Here is a 26243-nt window from a genome sequence, read left to right on the forward strand (position 1 = left end):
TACCCCCTGCATTATCTGCAATTGGTCCAAAAGCATCAATGGCTAATTGCATAGCCGTAGTTGCCATCATGCCTGCAGCAGCAATGGCTACACCATATAAGCCCGCACAGGCATAAGCACCCCAAATACCTCCGGCTAAAACCAAAATGGGTAAAAATGTACTTTCCATTCCTACGGCTAACCCGCCAATTACGTTGGTTGCATGTCCGGTAGATGACTGTTTAATAATACTAAGTACCGGTCTTTTGCCCATTGCAGTATAATATTCAGTAATAATACTCATTAAAGTACCCACCAATAATCCTACACCAATTGCACCCAAAACACCCCAACGGGTAAATGCAAGCCCTCTCAGCATCATTGTTTCAGGAAGAATATAAGTTACCAAACCAATACAGGCCAATGCAGTTAAAACAATACTGCCCCAGTTGCCCATATTTAGCGCTTTTTGAACATTGGCGGTATTTACGCCGGCATGTTCACTTATTTTAACAAAGAAAGTTCCAATAATTGAAAATAAAATTCCCACACCAGCTATTACCATTGGTAATAGGATGGGGCCATATCCACCAAAGTTGTCGTGTGAAATGGTTTCCTGACCCAGTACCATTGTAGCCAAAACGGTAGCAACATAAGAACCAAATAAATCGGCACCCATACCAGCCACATCACCCACATTATCACCCACATTATCAGCAATAGTTGCCGGATTGCGTGGATCATCTTCAGGAATACCAGCTTCTACTTTACCCACTAAATCGGCGCCAACATCTGCTGCTTTTGTATAAATACCACCTCCCACACGGGCAAATAATGCAATACTTTCAGCACCTAATGAAAAACCGGTTAACACCTCAATGGTTTTAATCATTTCAAGGCTGGTTGAGGCAGCATCTGGCGCAAAAATTTGCTTTAAAACCAAAAATAAAGCACCAAGACCCAATACAGCCAATCCTGCTACGCCTAATCCCATTACCGACCCTCCGGTGAAGGAAACCTTTAATGCTTTAGCAAGGCTGGTTCTGGCGGCCTGAGCAGTTCGAACATTTGCTTTAGTAGCAATACGCATACCAATAAATCCGGCTACAGCACTACAAACAGCACCTAAAATAAATGCAATGGCAATACTCCAATTGCTATTTGCATTACTCTGTGCCATAAATGCCAATAAAATGGCAACAAAAGCAACAAAATAACCCAATACCTTCCATTCTGCTTTTAAAAATGCCATAGCACCCTCAGCGATATACGTGCTGATTTCTTTCATTCGGGGTGTACCGGCATCTTGTTTGGCTACCCATTTAAATTGAATAAGGGTATACAGCAAACCTATAATACCCATGATTGGAACTGCATAAAACAAATTGTTCGTCATTAGCTTTGGTTATTAGTTTAAGTAAAGCATATTTATATGTTAAGGGCAACAAAAATAGGGGAAAACAATAAAAATTATTTAAAAAACGGCATAGTATTCCCTCTTTTATCAAAAATCAGATAATAAAATTAGCTGCATACTCCCAACACAATATTCAAAATTCCTGCTATATTCCCATTTTCATTTCGTTAAATAATATTATTTTAATAATTCATATGCTACCAAAAAAGTAAAAACCTACATTTGCAGCACAACCATTTGCCATGATGAATATTAAAAAAAATGTGTTAGAAACCATTGGGAATACACCAATGATTCAATTGAACAAAATTGTAAAAGATTTTCCTTGTACTGTTGCTGCCAAAGTTGATTATTTTAACCCCGGTAATTCTATCAAAGACCGTATGGCTTTAAAAATGATAGAAGTAGCCGAGCAGGAAGGCAGATTAAAACCCGGAGGGACCATTATTGAGGGTACCAGCGGCAATACAGGTATGGGTTTGGCATTAGCGGCCTGTGTAAAAGGCTATAAATGTATTTTTGTTACCACCGATAAACAAAGTAAAGAAAAGGCAGATATTTTAAAAGCCGTTGGTGCAGAAGTAATTGTTTGTCCTACCAATGTTTTACCCGAAGACCCTAAAAGTTATTACAGTGTTGCCAAAAGACTAAGTCTTGAAATTCCCAATGCCTGCTACATGAATCAATATGATAATTTGGCCAACAGACAGGCACATTATGAAAGCACAGGCCCTGAAATTTGGGAGCAAACTGATGGGAAAATAACTCATTTAGTATGTACGGCCGGAACAGGTGGCACCATTACCGGAACGGCTATGTATTTAAAAGAAAAAAATCCGAATATCCAGGTTTGGGCAATAGATGTATATGGTTCGTTGCTGACGCATTATTATCTAACGGGAGAAGTAGATATGTCGTATGTACACCCTTATATCAGTGAAGGTTTTGGAGAAGATTTTGTTCCCAAAAACTACGATATGCGTTTCATTGATCATTTTGAGCAGGTAACAGATAAAGATGGTGCTATTATGGCCAGAAGAATTGCCAAAGAAGAAGGACTATTTTGTGGGTACAGCGCCGGCAGTTGTTTACAGGGCCTCATGCAATTAAAAAACCGATTGAAAAAAGATGATTTAGTGGTGTGTATTTTCCATGATCATGGCAGCCGGTATGTAGGTAAAATATACAATGATCAATGGATGATGGAGCGCGGTTTTTTAGAAGTAAAAACATGTAAAGACATTATCAATGGCAGGGCACACAAAAAATTAGTAACCGTATCTCCGCAACAAACAGTTGCAGATGCCGTTGCATTGATGGAAAAATACGATATTGAACACATTCCTGTGATGGATGACAATCAAATTAAAGGCGCTGTAAGTGAAGGGGGGTTATTTATCAAAATGTTTTCGAATCCGGAAATCAAATCGCAAATGATTGAAACAGTAACAGAACCCTCCTATCCTATTGTTGACATTGCCACACCCATTGAAAAATTAGGAGCACTCATCAATAAAACGAACGGTGCCGTATTGGTGAACGATGAAAAAGGAGATTATCACATCATTACTAAATATGATATTTTGCAAAGCATTGGCCGTTAATCGCTTTTAAAAATTGTATTATGCTCTCAGCACAGCACGAAGTTTTTTTAGAAGTTGCCAAACAGAAAAGCTTTTCGAAAGCTGCTGAGGAAATGTATATCTCTCAACCTGCCATCAGTAAACATATAAAGCAACTTGAATTTCAATATAAAACCAAATTATTCGATCGGCGCGGAATGTATATTGAACTAACCCCAGCCGGTGAACTTTTATTTGAAAGGTTAACAGAAGTAAAACGTATTCAGGAACAAACACTTTTCGACATCACCACCCTTTCCAAAGCAATGGAGGCAGAAGGGGTTTTAAAATTAGGAGCCAGTACCACCGTGGCTTTATATATTTTACCAAAAGTATTATCCATATTTCATGAACAACATCCTAATCTAACCATCAGTTTATTGAACCGAAATACAGAAATTGTTTTAGATGCCCTCCTGAATAAAGAAATTAATCTTGGTATTATTGAAGAAAAAGGACAATTAACCAATGTAAGTTATTTACCCTTTATAACCGATGAAGTGGTTGCCGTTTGCAGCCGGCAAAGTATCTGGGCCAAAAAAAAGAATTACCAGGTAAAAGATTTGTATCAGATGCCTTTAGCCATCAGAGAACGTGGAAGCGGTACTTTGGCAGTTTTAAAAAAAAATCTGGAAAAACATAAAATACAACTCAACGATTTAAATATTAAAGTAAGATTAGGCGGAACTGAAGCATTGAAGAATTTTTTAATTGAATCTGATTGTCTGGGTTTTCTGCCACATCGGTCTGTTATCAAAGAGTTAAAGTATGGTGAGCTGAAACAACTGCACTTTGAAGGACTCAGTATTGTACGCAACTTTTATTTCATTCAACGTAAGGGAGAAACCAGCAATTTGAACAAATTATTGATTAAAACAGCACAATCTGTTTATCACAAATAGTTATAGCATATAACAAATTTGTATTCATTTGGTTATAATATACTGGTAGTTTTACAGTGTGAAAACAGTTAGTGAAACAATTTCAGGAGCTAGCCATCTTACCTGTTCCAATTGCGGTAAAATATACAATATACACCAGCAGCAAACCTATGCATCCTGCTGCAATCAACCTTTATTTACCCAATATAATGGCATCCATCCTGCTAAAGAAAATTTAGTCAACCAACCCAATCATTTATGGCGCTATGCTGCCATGCTGCCCGTATTTGATGCAACCAACAGAATTAGCCTGGAAGAAGGGTTTACACCCATGCATACCCTCCATAAAATTTCCGCAAAATATGCAGTAAACCGGCTTTGTTTAAAAGATGAAGGTGTAAACCCAACAGGCTCTTTTAAAGCAAGAGGTTTAAGTGTTGCCATCTCTAAAGCAAAAGAACTGGGCATTGAACATTGCATTATACCAACGGCCGGTAATGCAGGTGGTGCCATGAGTGCCTATTGCGCAAAGGCAGGAATACAAGCTACGGTGGTCATGCCAAAATCGAGTGCCATGTTGATTAAAGAAGAGGTTCAAATGTTCGGTGCCAAATTGATTGAAGTAAATGGCTTTATTCATGATTGTGGAAAATTGGTACAACAAATAGCAGCCGAAACCGGTGCATTTGATATGAGCACCATGAAAGAACCTTATCGGTTAGAGGGCAAAAAAACTTTAGGTTATGAAATAGCCGAACAACTCAACTGGCAATTACCCGATGTCATTATTTATCCCACCGGTGGCGGTACCGGATTAATTGGTATGTGGAAAGCTTTTGCAGAGATGCAGCAAATACAATGGCTCAATTCCTCCAAAAAGCCACGTATGGTTATTGTACAAACAGAAAATTGTAATCCCATGATACAAATGATTGAAAAAGGCAAAAAAAATGAATCCTTTCAACCCAGTTATTCAATTGCCAATGGTTTGGTGGTACCTACTCCTTTTGCAGAAAAAAGCATGTTGCGGGTTATTCATGAAAGCAAAGGCACCGGCGTTACCGTGTCTGAAAATGATATACAACAAGGTATTCGGGAAATAGCCCGAACTGAAGGTTTGTTGCTTTCACCGGAAGGGGCTGCCGCCTTTGCAGGATTAAAAAAATTAGTAGAAAAAAATTGGATAGAAAGCCAGGAAAATGTTTGCATTGTGAATACCGGAAGCTGGTACAAATACCATTAACGGCTTATCAAAATCAACTATTTTGAAACTAAGTAATGTTTAAAGAAGATAGGCATTTCCTTAGTTTTGTTGCATGCATTTTTTTTTAAACAACTCAGCACTTCCTTTACCGGGATTAATTGCTCCCAAACGAATTGTTTCGCTGGTACCCTCGCAAACAGAACTATTATTCCATTTAGGATTAGAAAACGAAGTTGCAGGGATCACCAAATTTTGCATACATCCGGCACATTGGTGTAGCAGCAAAACAATAGTTGGTGGAACAAAAAAACTGCATCTTAAAAAAATAGAGCAATTATCTCCCGATTTAATTATTGCCAATAAAGAAGAAAATGAACAGTCGCAAATAGAAGCTGTTAGCCATATTGCTCCGGTTTGCGTTACACATATCAACAATTTGCAAGATGCCTGTTCTATGATATTGCAATTGGGTACTATTTGTAATAAAGCAGATCCTGCTAATAAATTAGTGAAGCAAATTCAACAAAAATTTGCGCAAATTGTACCCATTACGCCTGCTTTAAAAACAGTCTACTTTATTTGGAACAGGCCGTTTATGGTTGCCGCATCTAACACATTCATCAACGAAATGCTGATGCAGTGCGGATTTGAAAATGTGTTTGCAGACCTCAACAGATATCCTGAAGTTTCAGCCGAACAAATAAAAGCAGCACAACCTCAATTAATACTACTTTCTTCAGAGCCCTATCCGTTTAAGGCAGAACATGTTCAATATTTTCAACAACTCATTCCTTCTGCTTTGGTATTACAGGTAGATGGGGAAATGTTTAGCTGGTATGGAAGCCGATTGCTGCAAAGTGCACCCTATTTTCAGGCACTTATTCTCCAAATACAAAAAAAATAATGAGATGATTGAATGCTGTATAGCAATGCTAACAATTGTTTTTATGAACTATCAGTATCTTTGCCCCGGGATGAAAAAAACGGTAGTATTGAAAGTATATTTATCATCCATAATACGGAAAAAAGAACGTTATACAAGATTGATTGAACAAACTAACCAACAACAAACCATTTAAAATGAAAAAGTATCAACCCGGAGTACTATTTGGCAATGCGCTTGCAGCATTATATCAGGATGCAAAAGAAAATAAATTTGCAATGCCGGCAGTAAACTGCATTGGCACCAATTCTATCAATGCAACTTTAGAAACAGCCGCAAAAGTAAATTCACCCGTAATCATTCAGTTTTCCAACAGTGGCGCTCAATTTATTGCCGGAAAAGGAATGCCCAACGATAATTATCAAGCCAATATTGCCGGAGCCATTTCTGGCGCATTACACGTGCACAATGTTGCAAAATATTATGGTGTTCCGGTTGTTTTACATACCGACCATGCTGCAAAAAAATGGTTACCATGGGTAAGCGGATTAATAGATGCAGGCGAACAATTTTATAAAGAAAAAAAACAACCGCTTTTCAGTTCACACATGCTGGATCTTTCAGAAGAAGCATTAGATTATAACATTTCCACTTCAGTTGAATATTTCAAAAGAATGCAACCACTCGGTATGAGCCTTGAAATTGAGCTGGGTGTTACCGGTGGTGAGGAAGACGGTGTGGATAATTCAGATGTAGAAAACCACAAATTATATACTCAACCCGAAGAAATTGAACAGGCTTATGTAGCATTACATAAAGTAGGTAGCTTATTTACCATTGCTGCCGCATTTGGTAATGTGCATGGGGTTTACAGTCCGGGTAATGTTCATTTACGGCCGGAAATTTTACACAACAGTCAGGTATACATTCAACAACAACTGCATACTGCCGAAAAACCGGTTTACTTTGTTTTTCACGGTGGCAGCGGCTCGCCCAAATCGCAAATACAAGAAGCGATAGGGTACGGTGTAATCAAAATGAATATTGATACCGATATGCAATGGGCATTTTGGGAAGGTGTTTTAAATAATTACAAAAAGAATGAAGGCTATTTGCAAAGCCAGTTAGGCAACCCCGAAGGTCCAGACATGCCTAACAAAAAACATTATGACCCACGTGTTTGGTTAAGAAAAGGAGAAGAAAACTTCATTCTCCGTTTACAGGAAGCATTCGAAGATTTGAATTGTATGAACCGAAATGCATAATTGAATAGCATTAATAGCATTGCAGTAGCCACCTGAAATTCGGGTGGCTATTGTTGTTTTTAGGCCTGTAAACATATTTTATGTAAGATTGCCGCAACCAAATAAGCACTGTTTCATGAAACAACCTTATTTTTGCTACCTTCACCCACCCGATTGAAGTACATACTATGCCCATGATTTACGTTTCCTTCTTCAGGCGGGATAAATATTTCATGGGCATTGTACGTAGCAAAAGCAGATATTAAAATGATAGCCATGAAAAAAGAATTTGAAGAAAATATAGAACAGAACCTTACCGGAGATGAAGATAAAATGAAAGATGACGAGAGCATTAAACGAAGTTGGTTTAAAAGAAGAAAAAAAGGGATTTTAACCTCTACAGCCGACAAAAAAGAAACCCCGGAAGGTTTATGGAGCAAATGCCCCAATTGTAACTATATATCTACCACAAAAGATTTAGAAGAAGAATTATACGTTTGTCCCAAATGTAACTATCATCACAGAATAGGGAGTGATGAATATTATGATATTTTATTTGATGAACAACAATTCGAGCCACTATTCGACAATATTATCAGTAAAGATTTTTTAAACTTTACCGATTTAAAAAATTATCAACAACGTTTAGACGAAATCAGGTCAAAAACCAATTTAAAAGACTCCATGCGAGTAGCCGTAGGTAATGTAAATGGCAAAAAAATTGTAATAGCCTGTATGGATTTTGAGTTTATTGGTGGTTCATTGGGCAGTGTAATGGGCGAGAAATTTAGCAGAGCTGTGGATTATTGTATTGCCAACCATCTTCCCTACATGGTTATATCAAAAAGCGGCGGTGCCCGTATGATGGAAAGTGCATTCAGCCTCATGCAATTAGCCAAAACAAGCGGCAAACTTTCGCAGCTTAGCAATGCCAAACTACCTTATATTTCATTATTAACCGATCCTACATTTGGGGGTATTTCTGCCAGTTTTGGAATGCTGGGCGATTTAAACATTGCCGAACCGGGTGCTTTAATTGGTTTTGCCGGCCCAAGGGTTATAAAAGAAACCATAAAAAAAGACTTACCGGAAGGCTTTCAAAGAAGTGAATTTCTGTTAGAACATGGATTTTTAGATTTTATTATTGACCGAAAAAACCTAAAGAACAGAATTGCCGAATTAATTACCCTTTTTGAAAACTAAAATACCCAGTTTTACAAAATAGTGTACCTGCTGAAAAAAGCTTGCAGATAAGAAAGACAGATTTTTAGATTATGGCGAAAGAAATGACCAACAGGCAGGCTTATTTTAACTACTATATTGAAGACAAACTAGTAGCAGGTATTGTTTTGTTGGGTACTGAAGTAAAAAGTATTAGAGAAGGGAAAGTAAGCTTTAATGATGCCTTTTGCATTTTTGATCGGGGCGAATTATGGTTAAGAGGTATTTATATAGCAGAATACAGATTAGGTACGCATAATAATCATTTGGCCGTACACGACAGAAAATTGCTATTGAAAAAAAGAGAAATGAAAAAATGGGAAATGAAATTAAAAGACAAAGGTTATACCATCATCCCACTCCGCATATTTTTGAATGAAAAAAATCTGGTTAAAGTAGAAATTGGTTTGGCAAAAGGGAAAAAATTACACGATAAAAGAGACAGCATTAAACAAAAAGATGCGGAAAGAGAATTGAAAAGATACCTGAAATAATTTTCTCAACTATATTTTCGCTGGGGTTTATCATCCGGCTCTTTTAATTGTTCCAATCTGCTTTCTTCCGTAGGATTATTGGTTAAAAGAACTGCAACACCCCATAAAACAACCGCAATAATGATAGAACCTGCTATTTCATCCCACTGCAGCCAATATCCCCACCATGCATAAATGGCAGCCCGTTGTGGCCTGGTAGTATCATAAATCACCGCAACTTTTTCTCCCTCCCGTAAATTGCGCAAAGGATACGCTGCATTTACATGATAATTTGATTTTCCGAGATCAAAACTTGCAAAGGAGGTTTGCCGGTGTGTAATACTATCTGTTTGCATATGAAGGGTTCCAACCGTCATTTCGCCATCAAAATAATCGGGCTGACGGGTAAACAGCATATACAGCACCAATATAACTACATACAAAATAATGACAAGCTTATACAATAATTGCTATTTAAATCTTCAAAAAAATAAATTCCAAAATTGTAGTGAAAACAGAAAAGCCATTCCATTTTTTATAGAAACCTCTAAATCATCATTACAAAATTTCTTATTCCTTCCCCACAAGCAATACCCTGAAGCTGCCCGGCAGCATTGCTGGTCTTTTTCCGGGTACAGATTTATGATCAATTGCTGCGGCAGGCAGAAAAATATGATGTGTTTTTTCGCTTACAGCAATGGTTCTGGCCGTTTTCATGGTTGGAATGGTATTCAACACCGCATAAGTATCTGCCGACACAATAGAAAGCGTTCCATCTTGCCCGTTTGAAGCATATACCTGCCTCCAGGTTTTATCGAATGCAACCCCATCACAGCCGGCACCAATGGGTACCATTTTTTTTACAATGCCATTTCTGGCATCTACAACTGCCATCATTTTATTACCGCATCCGGCAAATAAAGTATGTGTGGCTGCATCATACACCAATCCCGTAGGTTCTTCTGCCGGGGCAATACTCCAATGATGCATTACTTGATTTGTAGCACCATCAATCAACACAATTTCACTTTTATCTTCAATATTTACATATAAATTTCCTTTTTCATCAGCAACTGCAGTTTCAGGTTTACCGCCAACAGGAATGGTAGCAATTACTGTATTGATAAAAGGATCTATTACAGAAATATCTTTACTTCTTCCATTACAAGTATATATTTTTTTGGTAATTTCATTATAAAAAATGGCATCAGGATTTTCACCGGTGGCAATAGAATCTTCTACTTTCAGTGTATTTAAATTAAACACATACACATTATTCAAGCGTCCATTGCTGGTATAGCCCTTATTCAATGCATTTACAAAAGCAACACCATGCACCCCAATTGTGTTTGGAATAATCCCAATGGAATCACCCGATACTGCATTTAACACATTGACTTGTATGCCGTGTGAAACAAATAAACGTTGGGTTGCATCATGAATGGCTATATAATCCCACCCGCCTGTACTTTTAATGGAATATGCTTTCAGTACCTTTAAATGTATATGTTGTGCCATGCCTAAGTTGAAAAAAAATAAGATGGCAATAACAATACCTCCTAATTTTACAGAAAATTTATTTTTGCGGTGATTTAAAACAATTGGGAAATTCATATTTTGTAATTTGTTGTAAAAATCAGATTTTACAATTGATTTATCTAATCCATTTTAAAAAAGCAGAATTAAATTTTCATAAATACAGACTTATTGCAAATTTTAAAATTTATTTTATTTTCGTGTCAATATGAAGAAAATTGAATTAGAAATTGTTGCTTTATCCCACAGCATTACACAAACACATTCGTATGCAGTTGTTTTAGGTGAAGTGAATGGTTTGCGAAGACTGCCCATTGTAATTGGCGGTTTTGAAGCACAGGCCATTGCTGTTGCATTAGAGCATATGAAACCCAGCCGTCCGTTAACACATGATCTCATGAAAAACTTCATGAATGCATTTAATATTGAATTACAGGAAGTGATTATTAATGATTTACAGGAAGGAATTTTTTACTCCAATCTGGTATGTTTTACTGAACACGATACAATTGAAATTGATAGCAGAACCAGCGATGCACTGGCTTTAGCCGTTCGGTTTGGCTGCCCCATTTATACTTATGAACACATTTTGCAAAATGCAGGTATTTTAATGGATGATACCGCATCAGAACCGAAAAAAATGGAGGCAGTTGGTGTGGAAGACAACAGCAATGTTTCTGAAAATGATTTATCTAAAATGGGGCTTGAGGAATTGCACCAATTATTAAAGGAAGTGTTAGACCACGAAGATTATATAAAAGCCATTGCCATTCGTGATGAAATAAACAGGAGAAAATAAATCAACATACAATTGCGCTTTCAAAAAAACTAAATCAATGGTTGTTTTTCCAAATTGTAAAATCAATTTAGGTTTATACATTACAAAAAAAAGGGAAGACGGCTTTCATGATATAGCTACCATTTTTTATCCTATCCAATGGCAGGATGCTATAGAAATCATTCCAAACAATGCAGCTTCGGATAATTCTATTCATTTCACAACGTCTGGTTTACCAATACCGGGCAATCAGCAGGATAATTTATGCATCAAAGCCTATCATTTATTAAGAAATGATTTTCCGAAAATCCCCCCCATTCACTTGCATTTACACAAAGCCATACCTATGGGTGCAGGTTTGGGCGGCGGTAGTTCAGATGCAGCAGCGGTTTTATGCCTGCTGAATGAATATTTTGAATTGAATATTACCCAACATCAGTTAAGTAAATATGCTTTACAATTAGGTAGTGATTGTCCTTTTTTTATTTTCAATCAACCCGCCCTGGCTACCGAAAGAGGTGAAACCTTGCAACCCATTCACCTGCATTTAGAGGCTTACAGCATTGTTTTGTTGCACCCGTCTATTCATATCAGCACAGCCTGGGCATTTCAGCAAATAAAGCCACAACTGCCCGAAACAGATTTGTTGTATGCCATTGACCAACCGATTGAAGCATGGCCAAACCAACTTTTTAATCAATTTGAAGCGCCGGTTTTTAAAGCCTATCCGCAATTAGAGCAATTAAAAATGGAATTGTATGCTAATGGCGCATTATATGCAGCCATGAGCGGCAGTGGCAGTACCATTTATGGTATATTTAAAAAAGGAACCATTCCAAAGCTGAACATACCGGAAAACACTTTGCTTAAAATTGCATAAATATTTTTTTCAAAGCAGTTTTGCCACTGAAAATAAATTTCCCGGTTTAAATTCATGCTTCAATCTAAAAAAAATGTTACAAAAAATCCGGAGCCATTTCACAGCATCAATATCAATTGTACATGAAGAAAATACTTTTAGCCATTTATTCTGTTTATGCACTCATTGTATTTATTATATTAATGTTCTTTGCATTTCCCTTTGTAGCCATTGCTTCTTTTTTTGGTAAAAAAGGAGGTGATGGGGTATATACAATTGCCAAATTGTGGGGCTTTATTTGGTATGTATTGATTGGCATACATCATAAAAATTATTATGAATTAACCTCTACACAAAAAAGGCAATATATTTTTGTTGCCAACCACTCCTCGTACATGGACATCCCTGCTTTGGTGCGGTGTATGCAACAACCCTATAGGGTATTGGGCAAATATGAAATGGTTAAAATTCCCGTTTTTGGTTTTATTTACAAATGTGCCGTGATTTTGGTTGACAGAAGCAGTGCAGAAAAAAGAGCCAAAAGTTTTCAGAAATTGAAACATGCATTAACACAGGGCCTTTCTATTTTTATTTTTCCGGAAGGAACCTTTAATGAAACAGGAAAACCGCTGAAAGAATTTTATGATGGCGCATTCAGGATAGCCATTGAAACCCAAACACCCATTCAGCCTATTATTTTTTTAGATACTATTAAACGATTGCCTCCTGAACATTTATTGCAACTAACACCCGGTAAAAGTCGCGCTATTTTTCTGGAACCCATTGAAGTAAGCAACTATACCACAACAAATGATATTAATATATTAAAAAAAATAGTGTACCAAAAAATGGAGGCTGCAATTGTGCAATACAGAACACATCCGCCAATGTTCTAACCATGAAATCGCATAAATGAATTAACTTTATTGTTTCCAGATGAGATATTTTTTATGAAACGCTAAAAGTAACAGCGAAGAAAAGCCATGAGTGAATTTGATCCATCGAATAATATTCCGTTCTCTTCTATCCCATTGGTTTATTGTGATGTAATTATTCCAATAAACCTACCCAACACATATACCTGGGAGGTTCCGGAACACATTCAAAATACCATACAAATTGGCATTCGTGTAGAGGTTTCATTGCGGAATAAAAAATATGCAGGCATTGTAAAAAGAATTCATCACAAAAAGCCAGAATTATTTCAACCCAAACCCATTATTAATATTTTAGATGAAACCCCCATACTTTATCCCATGCAACTGCAATTCTGGGAATGGATGGCACAATATTATTTGTGCAGCGAAGGCGAAGTAATGCAGGCTGCTTTACCTGCACATTTAAAATTAAGCGGCGAAAGCATTGTTATATGGAATGAAGGTTTTGAAATGGATAGTACACAGCTAACAGACGATGAGTTTTTGGTTGCAGAAGCATTGGAAATTAGAAAAGAATTGCGTTTGCAGGAAATACAACAAATTTTATCCTCCAATCATGTTTATCCGGTCATCAAAAAATTGATCGATAAAAAAGCATGCTTTATTTGGGAAACACTGCAGGAAAAGTACCGTCATAAAACTGAAACTTACATTACACTTCAACCACAGTATCAGGCTGAAGCAGACCTGGAAAAATTATTGAATGAATGGAATAAAGCTCCCAAACAATTGGAATTGCTGCTGGCTTATATACATTTATCCAAAACCGAAGGGGAAGTTACACAAAGCAATTTACTCAAAAAATCAGGTGCAACGGTTGCACAGTTAAAGGCTTTGATTGAGAAAGGAATTGTTCAGGCACAGAAAAGGCCGGTAGATAGAATCAGGCAATTACCCCAAAACATTCATATAGATTTTACATTATCCATAGCACAACAACAAGCACTCAATTCCATTCAAAAAAACTGGGAAGAAAAACAGGTTTGTTTGCTGCATGGGGTAACCTCCAGTGGCAAAACTCAAATCTACATTCAATTAATAAAAGAAGCTATTGATGCGGGCAGGCAAATATTGTATTTATTACCCGAAATTGCCTTAACAGCACAAATCATCAGAAGATTGCAAAAAAATCTGGGCGGATATATTGCGGTATATCACTCAAAATTTAATGCGAATGAAAGAGTTGAAATATGGAATAAAGTAAAAAATGGTGAAATTGCTGTAGTATTAGGTGCACGATCGGCTTTAATGCTGCCCTTTAAAAATTTGGGATTAATTATTATTGATGAAGAACAGGATTCCAGTTTTAAACAACAGGATCCTGCACCACGATATCAGGCAAGAGATGCAGCCATATTTTTTGCATCGCTGAATAATGCAAAAGTATTGTTGGGAAGTGCCACTCCATCTGTTGAAACGTATTTCAATTGTAAAATGGGCAAATATGGTTTAGTTGAATTATTGGAGAGATTTGGCGATGTAGCCTTGCCAAAAATTGAAATTGTAGATATAAAAAAAGCGATGGCAGCGCAAAAAGGAAAAGTTGCATTCAGTGCAGCATTAGTAAACCAATTGCAACAAACACTCATTGAAAAAAAACAAGCTATTATTTTTCAAAACCGGAGAGGCTATTCTCCTTATTTAATGTGCCAAACCTGCGGCTGGATTCCGCAATGTAAACACTGTGCTGTTACCCTTACCTACCATAAAGCTAAAAACACGTTAGTATGTCATTATTGCGGAAGCAATTACCCGGTAATGCAAACCTGTGTTGTATGCGGCAGCCATGCATTTACACAGAAAAATTTTGGAACAGAAAAAATAGAAGAATTACTGGCAGAAGCTTTGCCTACCGCTAAAATAGCCAGGATGGATTTGGATTCAGTAAAAGGAAAAAATGATCATGACACACTGATCAAACAATTTGAACAGCACAAAATTGATATTTTAGTAGGTACGCAAATGGTGGTAAAAGGATTAGATTTTGAAAACGTACAATTAGTAGGAATTATAGATGCTGACAGCATTTTAAACTTTACCGACTTTAGGGTAAATGAACGTGCCTTTCAATTAATGGAACAGGTAAGCGGTCGTTCAGGAAGAAAAGATGGTAACGGTATTGTATTGGTGCAAGTAAGTAATACCCATCATCCTGTATTGGCTTTTGTGCAGCAACACCAGTATGAAGCTTTATATCAATTCGAGATGGAGAGCAGGAAAGCCTATCACTATCCACCCTATTCAAGATTAATTAAACTAATATTCAAACATAAAGACAATCCGATAGCGCAACAGGCTTCTTTTACAATGATGCAATTATTAGACCCTACTTTTCATCCTTATATCAATGGGCCTGCAGTACCTGTAATAGAACGCATTCGAAATCAATATATTTGGGAAATACTATTAAAGCTACCCAAAAACCAAACCATTATTTTAAAATGCAAACAAGCTATTATGCAATATTCAGCATCCATTAAGGCACAAAAACAATTTAGAAGTGTACAAATAATTGTGGATGTAGATCCATACTAAATGCGCATTTATTTAAAATTTAACACACCATGCCATACACAGAGCATTAAAAATTTATTAAACTTACCTGTTTATAAATAGGATTGGTAGTGTAGAAAATGCTAAATACTTTTACAACTTTTTAAAGCCATACTAAAACCCTCTCAAAATGATTAAAGCCGTATTTATAGATATTGATGGAACATTATTAAGAAGCGACCATACCGTTAGCGAAGTCACCATTCAAACCATTAAACAGTTGCAGGAAAAAAATGTGTTGGTGGTATTGGTTTCTGCAAGGCCACTGCATGGTATTTTACCCATTAGTAAAATTGTTGGATTAGAAACTGCACCCACCATTAGTTTAAACGGTTCTTACATAGCACAAAACAATAAAGTTATTTTTAAATCTTCCATACCCACATCGGTTACATTAGCATTGCATGATGCAGTACAACCCTACCATGTAACAACACTTTATTATCAGGAAAACAATTGGTTTGCAGAAAACAGTTCACAATATACCATAGCCGAACAAAAAATTACCGATGTTCCGGTAACCATTCAGCCGCTGTCGCATACAATTGAACAATGGAACCGCGAAAACACAGGACCTAATAAAATTATGATGATTGCTGATGCAACCACCATTCAAACCATTCAGGAAAAACTGAAAGCATTATTTGCTGAAACCTTAAATATGTTTACCTCTAAACCCATTTATTTGGAAGCCATGCAAAAAGATGCTTCTAAAGCAAAAGCGGTATTACAATTAATTCAGGAATATCATATTACAACTGATGAAATTATTACAATTGGTGATAATTTTAATGACCTGGAAATGATTGAAATGGCCGGTACCGGTATTGCAATGGGTAATGCACCGGATGCAGTAAAAGCAGTAGCAAAATATGTTACTGACACCAACAACAATGATGGCGTGGCTAAAGCCATTCAACATTTTTTAAAACAATGGTTCTAACCATTAAAATACAAGTACAATCTATCAATTTTTTATGCAAATCAGTCGCAATATTTCACTACAACCCTATAACACATTTGGGATTGAAGCATTAGCTGAAAATTTTGCAGTAATTGAAACCATTGAAGATATTGCAACAATATCTAAACTAACAAAGCAATACCAACAATGGCATCTACTGGGTGGCGGCAGTAATATATTATTTACAGATAATTTAAGCGGACTTACCCTCTACAATCAGGTTAAAGGAATTTCCATTGTTCAGGAAGATGAAACCACAGTTTTGATAAAAGCATTTGCCGGTGAAAAATGGAATGATTTGGTTCAATTTTGTTTGCAACACAATTTTGCAGGGATAGAAAATTTAAGTTTAATTCCCGGAAGTGTGGGCGCTGCTCCTATTCAAAATATTGGGGCTTATGGAGTTGAATTAAAAGATGTATTGGAATATGTGGAAGCCTATCATTTAGATAAACACGAAACAGAAATCTTTTCGAATAAAGCATGCCGGTTTGGTTATAGAGACAGTATTTTTAAGCAAAAATATAAAAACCGTTTATTAATTGTAGCCATTACACTTCGTTTAAATAAAATACCCAAATTAGTAATTGGGTACGGAAGTTTGCAACAGCAATTAGAAAAAATGGGCATTACAAAACCTACCATTCAACAAGTAGCTGAAGCAGTCAATATTATCCGAACAAATAAATTGCCCGATCCGGCTAAAATTGGCAATGCAGGCAGTTTTTTTAAAAATCCTACCATCTCAAAATTCAGATTACATGTATTGAGTGAGCAATATGCTGATATTCCCGGTTTTGCTTTAGATGAAATGAATTTTAAAATTTCTGCTGCCTGGCTGATAGAACAAGCCGGATGGAAAGGAAAGCGGGAAGGAAATGTTGGCTGCAACCCATTGCAACCATTGGTGATTGTAAACTATGGCGGTGCAACGGGAAAAGAAATTTACAATTTTTCAGAAGCCATTATTCAATCGGTAAAACAAAAATTCGGAATTGAATTAGAACGGGAAGTCAATATCTGGTAAGCACTTACCGAATAATCAATACCGAACCGGAACGCAGCGGTGTTCCGTTATTTAAGTTGATGATGTAATAGTAGGTGCCTATCGGTACCGACTTGCCGTTATAGGTACCATCCCAGGGTTTACCATAACCTATTGTATGAAAGATCATTTGCCCGTTTCTATCAAATACACTTACATCTGCTGTAGGATAAGTATATAGGTCTTTTATTTCCCAAAAATCATTAATGCCATCACCATTGGGCGAGAATGCATTGGGCACACTTATTTTATTATACACCCTTATAAATATTTTACTGACAGCTTCGCCACAACCCTGCTGCGATACTACATGAAGTGTATAAGTAGTATCTTTAATGGGATAAACCACCGGATCCAAAATATTCGTATTTGAAATATTATAATCCGGAGTCCAGAAATACTGAATGTCATCACCTGCAGCACTTCCATTCAATTGTACCTGATCTCCTTCAAAAATGGTAAAGCTTTTACCCGCTGCTGCCTCCGGTAAATGTAAAATATTCACCATTACACTGTCGGTTCGGTTGCAATTACCATTGCTTACCGTTAAATAATACATGGTACTATCGGCGGGCGTTGCAGTGGGTTGTGGTATGGTATCAGAAGATAAATTAGCAGCAGGCACCCATTTGTATTTTTCTCCCCCACTTCCTCTTAACACAACACTACTGCCTTCACAAACCGTTTGCGAAGAACCTGCATTAGCCAACGGTATGGGGCTTACGCTTACAAAAACTGAATCGGTATTGGTACATCCCAAAGCAGTAGTAGTATTTACATAATAGTAACCTTCATTTTGATTGGTTAATGGAAAGATAGAGAAGGATGGTTGTGTTGTTTGAAAACCGGAAGGACCTGACCATCGATATTGATTACCGGCGCTGCTGGCAGATACCTGTAACTTATCGCCCAAACAAGCAGCATTATTGGTTTGTATGGAAATGGAAGGCTTAGGTTCAACCCCAATGGCATAGGCATTAGAAGCCACTCTGCATGCCGGCAGCTGAATATTATTACCCTGTGCTACCACAACGCGGTATTGATAATTTCCTGCAGGTGTTGGCAAACGAACATAATTGTTGTTGTTAGCTCCTGCAATATCCTGCCAGTTTCCATTTACATAAGTTTGCCATTGGTATTGGGTATTATTAAAGCCGGAAGAAACGGTACTATTCAGTAAAATATTTCGCTTGTCGGTATCACAAATATTGGTATTAGTAGTTTGACCATTATTGGTAACAGTAATTAAGGGGCCACAAGGTCTAAAAGTAATATCATCCAAAGCCAAATCATTACCACAGCCACCAGGTGCATTATTACGCATACGAATCACCACATTACTGGTATTATTAGGCGTTGAAAAATAAAAACCATATTGCCGCCATAATGGTGCAATGGAAGTAGGAATATCGCCTGTTGAGTATTGTTGCAATACTGTGCCGGTTGTTGTTTCAATACTAAAGGTAACATTGGCTAAAATTGGATTGCCATTGCATGCAATACCTGTATTTAAATTCAATACCCACGATGCAAACTCATAGGTTGTGCTGCCGCATAAACCCTTTACGGTATCTACATAAAAATCGCCGGGATCATAAGATGCGTTGATGAGCATCATATAACCATTTACATCATTGGGAGTATGGTCTTCAGTTAAACGAAACCAGGTATTGCCAAAACAACCATTGGTAGCATTTGCAATGGTATAATAGCCGTCTTTCGGACAATCGTTCGGAACATAAATATAATTGGTAACACCAAAGGGCAAAGCGGGACCCGGATTATTGCCGCTGCCAAAAGTGATGTTGATAACAGGATCGCCCAAACTGCCCGAACACAATTGTGCATGTAACCCACCGGCAAGCAATGTAAAAAAAATAAAATATACAATCTGTTTGATGGGCATGAAAAATTTTATTTATATGCAAATTTGCACTATTAATTAAAATCATCTTCATTCAAATCGTCATCATCTCCAAAATTCATTGCATTTAAATTCATGATACTTCCCATTAAATCTTTAAACTCAATTTTGCCATCCAGCATTTTCTTACTAATGAGCGAATAGCCTGCCAGGCCATGCAATACAAATTCCATTAATAGTGCATTTTCTTTTTCATTGGCATAATGAAAATATTTTTTTATCAAAGCATACAAACCATCCACTTTGTATAATTCTGCAATTTTTTCACTATCTTTCATATCTGTCAATAGATCTATATGGTTACCTGCATCAAACCAACGAATAATGGCTTTATAGGGATTTTCTTCTGTTTTTTCTTCCGTCGATTTTTTACCGGCGGGCTTTTTCTTTTTTAGCATTTCCGGGTTAGGGAAGTATTGAATAAACTGGCTACGGATTGCTCTGTCAATTAAATTCAGTGCAACCTGATAAGGACCTTCCTGTTCACCTTCATATACCAATTCAATTTTACCTGTGATAGAAGGAATGGTTCCCATTAAATCACTAATCCATACTTGTGTATGTTTTTCATTAAAAATAATGGCACGTCTTTCAGCGCTGCTCATTGCATTTTCAAAAGCAGCAATAGTTAAACGGGCACTCACCCCACTTTTTTTATCAACATATTCATTGTTTCTTGCTTCAAATGCAATTTGTTCCAACAATCGTTTCATTAAATCGCTAACGCTAACTTTTTCAACCTGTTCGGGTAAAATTGCAGCCTCCTGTTCGGTAATGGCCAATGCGGTTTCAATATTTTTAGGATAATGGGTTAAGATCTGGCTTTGTATTCTGTCTTTTAACGGTGTAACAATGCTGCCGCGGTTGGTGTAATCCTCCGGATTAGCGGTAAAAACAAATAAAATATCCAGTGGCATTCTTAATTTAAAACCGCGTATTTGGATATCACCTTCTTCTAATATATTGAACAAAGACACCTGGATGCGTGCCTGTAAATCAGGAATTTCATTGATGACAAAAATACCCCTGTTACTTCTAGGAATGATACCATAATGAATCACTCTTTCATCCGCAAAATTCAATCGAAGATTGGCCGCTTTAATAGGGTCAATATCACCAATTAAATCCGCAACACTTACATCAGGAGTTGCTAATTTCTCACCATATCTTTCAGATCGGTGTAACCAGGTAATGGGCATATCATCTCCATATTCTGCTAACTGATCTTTGGCATATTTGCTGATGGGGTGCAGTGGATTATCATTAATTTCACTACCTGCAACTACTGGAATATATTCATCCAGCAATTGCACCATCTGCCGGGCAATTCTGGTTTTGGCCTGCCCTCTTAATCCTAAAAATAAAATATTGTGGCGCGATAATAACGCCCGTTCTGTATCGGGTATTACCGTGTCTTCATATCCATAAATACCGCTGAATGGATTTTCTTTGGAATGAATTTTAGCAATTAAGTTTTGCCGAACTTCTTCTTTTACTGATTTAGAAATGTAACCTGATTTTTTAAGTGCACCAAGTGTTGTAATTTTTTTATAATCTGTCATCTGCTATTTTTTTGCCTATTGTATGAAATCAATTAATATAATGTTTTGTTTTTCCCACTTTCAAAGTCTTTAAAAATAAAGGCACCCAATTTATCTAATCCTGCAAAGAATGCTTTGCCCTGATTCATTTCCGTAAACTCTTGTACAAATTTCTGTAGATAGGGATCAGATGCAATCATAAAAGTTGTAATGGGAATTTTTAATTTTTTGCACTGTGCCGCAAGGTTAATACAGCGATTTAAAATTTTTCGGTCTATCCCAAAACTATTTTTATAATATTTTTTCCCAACTTTTAAACAGGTGGGTTTTCCATCGGTAATCATGAAAATTTGTTTATTCGGATTTTTTCTTCTGCGCAACAAATCCATTGCCAATTCTAATCCGGCTACTGTATTGGTATGGTATGGACCCACCTGCAGATAAGGTAAATCTTTTATTTCCACCGTCCACGCATCATTGCCAAATACAACAATATCTAAAGTATCTTTTGGATATTTGGTAGTAATGAGTTCGCTTAATGCCATGGCTACTTTTTTGGCCGGTGTTATTCTGTCTTCGCCATATAAAATCATGGAGTGTGAAATATCAATCATTAATATGGTAGATGTTTGCGTTTTAAAATCGGTTTCTCTGATTTGCAAATCATCTTCGTACATAGAAAAGCTTTCAATACCATGATTGATTTGTGCATTGCGAATACTTTGTGTAAAATCAATTTGCTCTAACATATCTCCAAACTGAAATGGGCGGGTTTCGGGATTAATTTCGTCGCCCTGTCCGGGTTTGAAAGTAGTGTGGTTGCCCGATTTAGATTTTTTTAATTTTCCGAAAATTTCTTCCAGACTTTTTTTACGAATGGTTTGTTCACTTTTAGAAGTAATTTTAAAACTACCGGTAACTGTATTTTCTTCCAAATAACCATTTTGTTTCAAATCTTCAATAAAATCGCCCATACCATATTCGGGATTGGTAAGCTGATATTGTTTATCTAACTCATTCATCCATTGCAATGCTTCAGCAGCATCACCATTGGTATAGGTGAGTAACTGCATGAAAATATTGAGCAATTGTTCAAAAATTGATTGCTGATTTTCGGAAGGATTGAAACCGATAAAACGATGACCTTGCATGTGTTGTAAACTACTTAAAAAAACGTTACAAAAATATTAATACATGTAAATGATGCTCATCTAAAAGCCCCATCAGAATACTATCTATTATGAATTAACAATTTAAAAGTAATATGGTTAAAAAAAGACCGGCTTTTGGAGCGGTCTTTTCAATTTATATAAAGGAATCAATCTATTTTTTGGGTGCGGCTTGTTTTAACTTCCCGCTATCCATTCCGGGTAATTTTCCATTTTCCAGTACCGGTAATTTAGGATTGTACATTTCTTTTAACTGTTCTAATGCTTTCAAATAGCTTTCGGCTGTTTGTTTATCATCGGCCATATTTTCTGCATTATTTCCCGATAACCCGTTGTAGAACATAATTTGCTGTTCTATATCTTTTTTAACGGAAGCGCTCACTTTTGCGGCCAAAGTAGTATCGCCGGCACGGTAACAGGCATCTAAGAATTGTAATGAAATTCTATCATGGTAATTAGCTCTGCTTACCATACCATAAGGGAAGTTTTCCTGTAGCATGCCCTTATCGGCTTTTTCCAATACTTCTCTGGCTTCCGCTTTACGGCCTTTATCGGCCAAATCGCTGGCTAATTCGGCATAAGCCTGACGGATGGTTAGTAAATGCCTTCTGTTTTCTTCATCAAAATAAACATTCTTTACATCAGCACCACCAAATGCAAATTTATGCAACAAGTTATTTTCCATGGTATCGGTATTGATATATTGGTTCTCAACAGGAACCAGTCTATACGATAAGCCATCCTTCCTTAAATACTTTTGGAAACCCAAGTCGCTGAAGTAGCCGGTAAAGTAAATGGGGCGTTTCCATTTATTGGCTGCGATGATATTCAGCATGGCAATATCATTCTTCATTAAAGTGCCACGTGGTATTTCAAAACGAAGTTCTGAAACAACTGTATCTCCCGGGTTAACGGTACCGTTTTTGCGTACCAATGCTGTATCAACCGGAATTGATACTTTGCGAACCGGGAAAGTATTGATAACATCTCCACCACCACGATCCACCATTTTATCGGGATCATTACTGCCCACATAATTCTTCATTAAATCGTACAAATCATAATAACGATCTTGTGGAATGTTGGGTTTGGGTTGGTATACAATATAATCACGCTTTCTGCCTTCAATTTGATCGGCAGTATATATTACATCAATGGGATCACTCTCATTAATTTTATACCGTAACTCATTAATATACCAGTCAATGCCCAGCAGGCTATAGTTAATGACACGAATATCTTTTCTGATGCCTTCTACCTCTTGTGCATACCAAAGCGGATAGGTATCATTATCACCAAAAGTGAATAAAATGGCATTGGGTGCACAACTTTCCAAATAATCTTTGGCCAAATCTCTGGCTAAAGTTTTTCTGCTTCTGTCATGATCATCCCATTCTTGTTGCGCCATTACGGTAGGTACGGCTAATAAACATAGTAAGGTGGCCAGAATAGCGGCAGTTGATTGTGGCAGTTTTTTACTGAACCATTCAATCACCTTCATAACACCCAGCCCAATCCAAACAGCAAATGCATAAAAACTGCCTACATAAGCATAATCTCGTTCGCGAGGCTGATTGCCTGCCTGATTCAGATAAATGATAATGGCAATACCTGTAAAGAAGAATAATAAAAAGTTGCTGATAGCATCATCCCCTCTTTTTTTGAAATGGTAGAATAAACCAATTAATCCTAAAATAAAGGGTAATGCAAAAAGTGTATTATGGCCTTTACTGTTTTTAATGCTATCGGGCAATAAACTTTGGTTACCATAAATCAGGTTATCAATAAAACTAATGCCCGTAATCCAGTTCCCATCTCTTACATTTCCAATAAATACGCCCTGTACATCATCTTGTTTGCCAATAAAATTCCAGGCAAAATAGCGGAAATACATCCAATAAAACTGGTATTGTACTAAAAAGCGGAAATTATCTAATTGATTTGGAGTTCTATCATATTGTACTTGTCCGTTTTTATCCCTGTATTTCTGTATGCCCAAAAAACTGGCATAGTAATCGGCATGATATTGATCGTTACTGGCATCCCAAACACGGGGAAATACCATTTTATCATCGGGCATGTACACATAATGACCATCACGACCAATGGCCACATATTTATCTTTCCCTTTTTGGTATTTCATAGCCCCTTCTTTATAATCAACAGGGCTGGCAGTAAATTTTTGTCCGTATAACAATGGGAAATCACCATACTGATCGCGACCCAGATAACCAACCAGACTTAAAGGATTGTCTACATTGTACATATCAATGGCAGGATTGGCAATACTGCGAATCATAGTAGTTAAATAAGTACTGTAACCCAATAAAACAAATGTAAAGCACCATAAAGCCAATCGTAAATACGCCCAGTTTTTCTTTTGTGCATAACGCAATCCCCACCAAATTAATCCAGCTAATACAATAAAAAAGAAAGTAAATCCGCTAAAAAATGGCAAGCCTAAATTGTTCACGAAAATCCGGTCAAATACACCGGCATATTTAATAGAATATTGAATTACAAATATTTGTACCACACCTGTTAAAATACAACCGATCAGGAAAAAGATATAAATGCCTGCATAATATTCTTTTTTCTCTTTGTAAATTTTTTCTATTAAATACAAAATACCAATGGCAGCCAGCATACCTACAATCATTAAAGCTGCAACCGTATTATCGGCAGGTACATTATCACTTGCATCGGCAGATGCGCCAATTAAAGCAGCAATAAATGCTAAAAAGCCACCGGCAATAACCAATATTAAAAACCATTTGCGAATGGCTTTAAAATTAAACTGTTCTCTTCTGCGGAAATAATAAACCATTACCACTGCAGGAATATTGAGTAAACACAACAAGTGTACACCAATAGATAATCCAATTAAAAAGAAAATCAATACTAACCAGCGATCAGCACCGGGTTCATCGGCAACGTTATCCCATTTTAAAATAGCCCAGAAAACGATTGCACTAAAAAATGAACTCATCGCATATACTTCACCTTCCACGGCACTGTACCAAAAAGAATCGGTAAATGTATAGGCCAATGCCCCCACTACACCTGCACCCATAATACTCCACATTTGGGTGGTAGTCATTGTATCATTTACGCCAACTTTGGCAATTCTTCTGGCAAAATGCGTAATGGTCCAAAATAAAAACAAAATAGTAAATCCACTGGCCAAAGCACTCATTACATTCACTGCTTTAGCAGCTGTAAGTGGGTTGTTGCCAAATAAAATAATGAAAAGGCGCCCCAACATCACAAATAAAGGAGCTCCGGGTGGATGCGGAATCTGTAACTTGAAGCTACTACTTACAAATTCGCCACAATCCCAAAAGCTGCCATTCGCTTCAGTAGTTAGCACATAAACAGTACAGGCAATTAATGCAACTGCCCAGCCTACCAGATTATTGGTCTTTTTAAAATTCATGGGTTTTTATTTTTTTTAGAGCGGAGCAAACATAGCTTTTTAATAGGAAAATTTAAAATGCTTTGTTTAATACAAGCTACTTTATTATGAAATTTTGGTTTAAATAGTTTGAATGGATGTTTTTATACTGAAAAAGATGCACTCACCACGCAACTCTTAGTTTTGAACACAATGGTTTTGAACGTATTTTTTTACCAGATGGATGAAAATAGCACGTAGCATTACTATTTTATTACATTAAAACTAAACAAAAGAGTGGTAATGAAGAGTAATGATAACCCTGAAATGAAAACAATATCTGCAATATTTTCATAGAACTGACTTCTTTATGTTTTATTTCGGATAGCAATGAACGATAAAATACAACTGGCCATAAACAACACAATGACAATGGTGGTCACTTCATCAATAAAAGTTTTATCTGAAATATTCATCACTTTTAAAGACGCCAGTAGAATAAAACAAATACCCAATAAATTAGAAGATGTATTGAGAATATGTGGTGATTTTTCTCTGTTACTCACTCAAAACTGATTTATATCAAAGCAAAATAAGCTATTTTGAACTTTAATAAAA

21 protein-coding genes are annotated in these 26243 nt (G+C 36.7%); 13 read left to right on the forward strand and 8 right to left on the reverse strand.

Annotation, left to right across the window (positions count from 1 at the left end; genetic code table 11):
* A partial coding sequence (locus A0F92_RS01905; RefSeq protein WP_167516742.1) for a proton/sodium-translocating pyrophosphatase occupies positions 1–1375 on the reverse strand: 1375 nt, incomplete at its 3' end.
* A gap of 263 nt (positions 1376–1638) precedes the next feature.
* Here A0F92_RS01905 and A0F92_RS01910 point away from each other — a divergent pair.
* From A0F92_RS01910 to smpB, 7 genes are all read left to right on the forward strand, one after another.
* Positions 1639–3000 carry a pyridoxal-phosphate dependent enzyme gene (locus A0F92_RS01910; protein ID WP_068241128.1) on the forward strand — a complete coding sequence of 454 codons (1362 nt, stop codon included), beginning with the start codon at positions 1639–1641 and terminating at the stop codon, positions 2998–3000.
* Between the two features lie 20 nt (positions 3001–3020).
* Entirely contained in the window at positions 3021–3920 is a 900-nt protein-coding gene (locus A0F92_RS01915) for a LysR substrate-binding domain-containing protein (RefSeq protein ID WP_068241130.1), read from the forward strand.
* Between the two features lie 58 nt (positions 3921–3978).
* Positions 3979–5142 (forward strand): threonine synthase, encoded by a 1164-nt coding sequence (locus A0F92_RS01920; RefSeq protein WP_068241132.1) that lies wholly within the window; start codon positions 3979–3981, stop codon positions 5140–5142.
* Between the two features lie 73 nt (positions 5143–5215).
* Positions 5216–6007, forward strand: coding sequence for an ABC transporter substrate-binding protein (locus tag A0F92_RS01925; RefSeq protein ID WP_068241134.1), 792 nt, complete (start codon positions 5216–5218; stop codon positions 6005–6007).
* A gap of 176 nt (positions 6008–6183) precedes the next feature.
* Positions 6184–7251, forward strand: a complete 1068-nt coding sequence (gene fbaA, locus A0F92_RS01930) for a class II fructose-bisphosphate aldolase (protein WP_068241136.1) — start codon at positions 6184–6186, stop codon at positions 7249–7251.
* Positions 7252–7506: 255 nt separating this feature from the next.
* Positions 7507–8433 (forward strand): acetyl-CoA carboxylase, carboxyltransferase subunit beta, encoded by a 927-nt coding sequence (gene accD, locus A0F92_RS01935; protein ID WP_167516743.1) that lies wholly within the window; start codon positions 7507–7509, stop codon positions 8431–8433.
* A 71-nt stretch (positions 8434–8504) separates the two neighbouring features.
* Positions 8505–8945 (forward strand): SsrA-binding protein, encoded by a 441-nt coding sequence (gene smpB / locus A0F92_RS01940; RefSeq protein ID WP_068241138.1) that lies wholly within the window; start codon positions 8505–8507, stop codon positions 8943–8945.
* A gap of 5 nt (positions 8946–8950) precedes the next feature.
* Here smpB and A0F92_RS01945 read toward each other — a convergent pair whose 3' ends face one another.
* Together A0F92_RS01945 and A0F92_RS01950 are read right to left on the reverse strand one after the other, a co-directional pair.
* Complete coding sequence (locus tag A0F92_RS01945; protein WP_167516744.1) at positions 8951–9388, reverse strand: hypothetical protein; 438 nt, start codon at positions 9386–9388, stop codon at positions 8951–8953.
* 106 nt (positions 9389–9494) lie between these two features.
* Entirely contained in the window at positions 9495–10538 is a 1044-nt protein-coding gene (locus A0F92_RS01950; RefSeq protein WP_167516745.1) for a YncE family protein, read from the reverse strand.
* Between the two features lie 130 nt (positions 10539–10668).
* Between A0F92_RS01950 and A0F92_RS01955 the strand changes: the two genes are divergently transcribed.
* The 6 genes from A0F92_RS01955 to murB all read left to right on the forward strand — a co-directional run bounded on the left by A0F92_RS01955 (position 10669) and on the right by murB (position 17579).
* Positions 10669–11259: a bifunctional nuclease family protein gene (locus A0F92_RS01955; RefSeq protein ID WP_068241142.1), complete on the forward strand. Its 591-nt coding sequence runs from the start codon at positions 10669–10671 to the stop codon at positions 11257–11259.
* Between the two features lie 37 nt (positions 11260–11296).
* On the forward strand, positions 11297–12118 hold the full coding sequence (gene ispE / locus A0F92_RS01960; protein WP_068241144.1) for a 4-(cytidine 5'-diphospho)-2-C-methyl-D-erythritol kinase: 822 nt from the start codon (positions 11297–11299) through the stop codon (positions 12116–12118).
* Positions 12119–12240: 122 nt separating this feature from the next.
* Positions 12241–12993: a lysophospholipid acyltransferase family protein gene (locus A0F92_RS01965; protein WP_068241146.1), complete on the forward strand. Its 753-nt coding sequence runs from the start codon at positions 12241–12243 to the stop codon at positions 12991–12993.
* 87 nt (positions 12994–13080) lie between these two features.
* Positions 13081–15570 carry a replication restart helicase PriA gene (priA, locus tag A0F92_RS01970; RefSeq protein ID WP_068241148.1) on the forward strand — a complete coding sequence of 830 codons (2490 nt, stop codon included), beginning with the start codon at positions 13081–13083 and terminating at the stop codon, positions 15568–15570.
* Positions 15571–15718: 148 nt separating this feature from the next.
* Positions 15719–16531 carry a Cof-type HAD-IIB family hydrolase gene (locus A0F92_RS01975; protein ID WP_068241151.1) on the forward strand — a complete coding sequence of 271 codons (813 nt, stop codon included), beginning with the start codon at positions 15719–15721 and terminating at the stop codon, positions 16529–16531.
* A gap of 34 nt (positions 16532–16565) precedes the next feature.
* Positions 16566–17579, forward strand: coding sequence for a UDP-N-acetylmuramate dehydrogenase (murB, locus tag A0F92_RS01980; protein WP_068241153.1), 1014 nt, complete (start codon positions 16566–16568; stop codon positions 17577–17579).
* A 4-nt stretch (positions 17580–17583) separates the two neighbouring features.
* Here the strand turns inward: murB and A0F92_RS01985 are convergent, their stop codons facing one another.
* From A0F92_RS01985 to A0F92_RS15465, 5 genes are all read right to left on the reverse strand, one after another.
* On the reverse strand, positions 17584–19503 hold the full coding sequence (locus A0F92_RS01985; RefSeq protein WP_068241155.1) for a gliding motility-associated C-terminal domain-containing protein: 1920 nt from the start codon (positions 19501–19503) through the stop codon (positions 17584–17586).
* A 32-nt stretch (positions 19504–19535) separates the two neighbouring features.
* Positions 19536–21083 carry a sigma 54-interacting transcriptional regulator gene (locus tag A0F92_RS01990; RefSeq protein WP_068241157.1) on the reverse strand — a complete coding sequence of 516 codons (1548 nt, stop codon included), beginning with the start codon at positions 21081–21083 and terminating at the stop codon, positions 19536–19538.
* Between the two features lie 32 nt (positions 21084–21115).
* Complete coding sequence (locus A0F92_RS01995; RefSeq protein ID WP_068241158.1) at positions 21116–22213, reverse strand: vWA domain-containing protein; 1098 nt, start codon at positions 22211–22213, stop codon at positions 21116–21118.
* Positions 22214–22385: 172 nt separating this feature from the next.
* Positions 22386–25667: a glycosyltransferase family 117 protein gene (locus A0F92_RS02000; protein ID WP_068241160.1), complete on the reverse strand. Its 3282-nt coding sequence runs from the start codon at positions 25665–25667 to the stop codon at positions 22386–22388.
* Between the two features lie 326 nt (positions 25668–25993).
* Positions 25994–26191 (reverse strand): hypothetical protein, encoded by a 198-nt coding sequence (locus A0F92_RS15465; protein ID WP_253810054.1) that lies wholly within the window; start codon positions 26189–26191, stop codon positions 25994–25996.
* Between the last annotated feature and the right edge of the window lie 52 nt (positions 26192–26243).

The sequence above is a fragment of the Hydrotalea flava genome (genome assembly GCF_001623405.1).
Lineage (GTDB): Bacteria > Bacteroidota > Bacteroidia > Chitinophagales > Chitinophagaceae > Hydrotalea > Hydrotalea flava.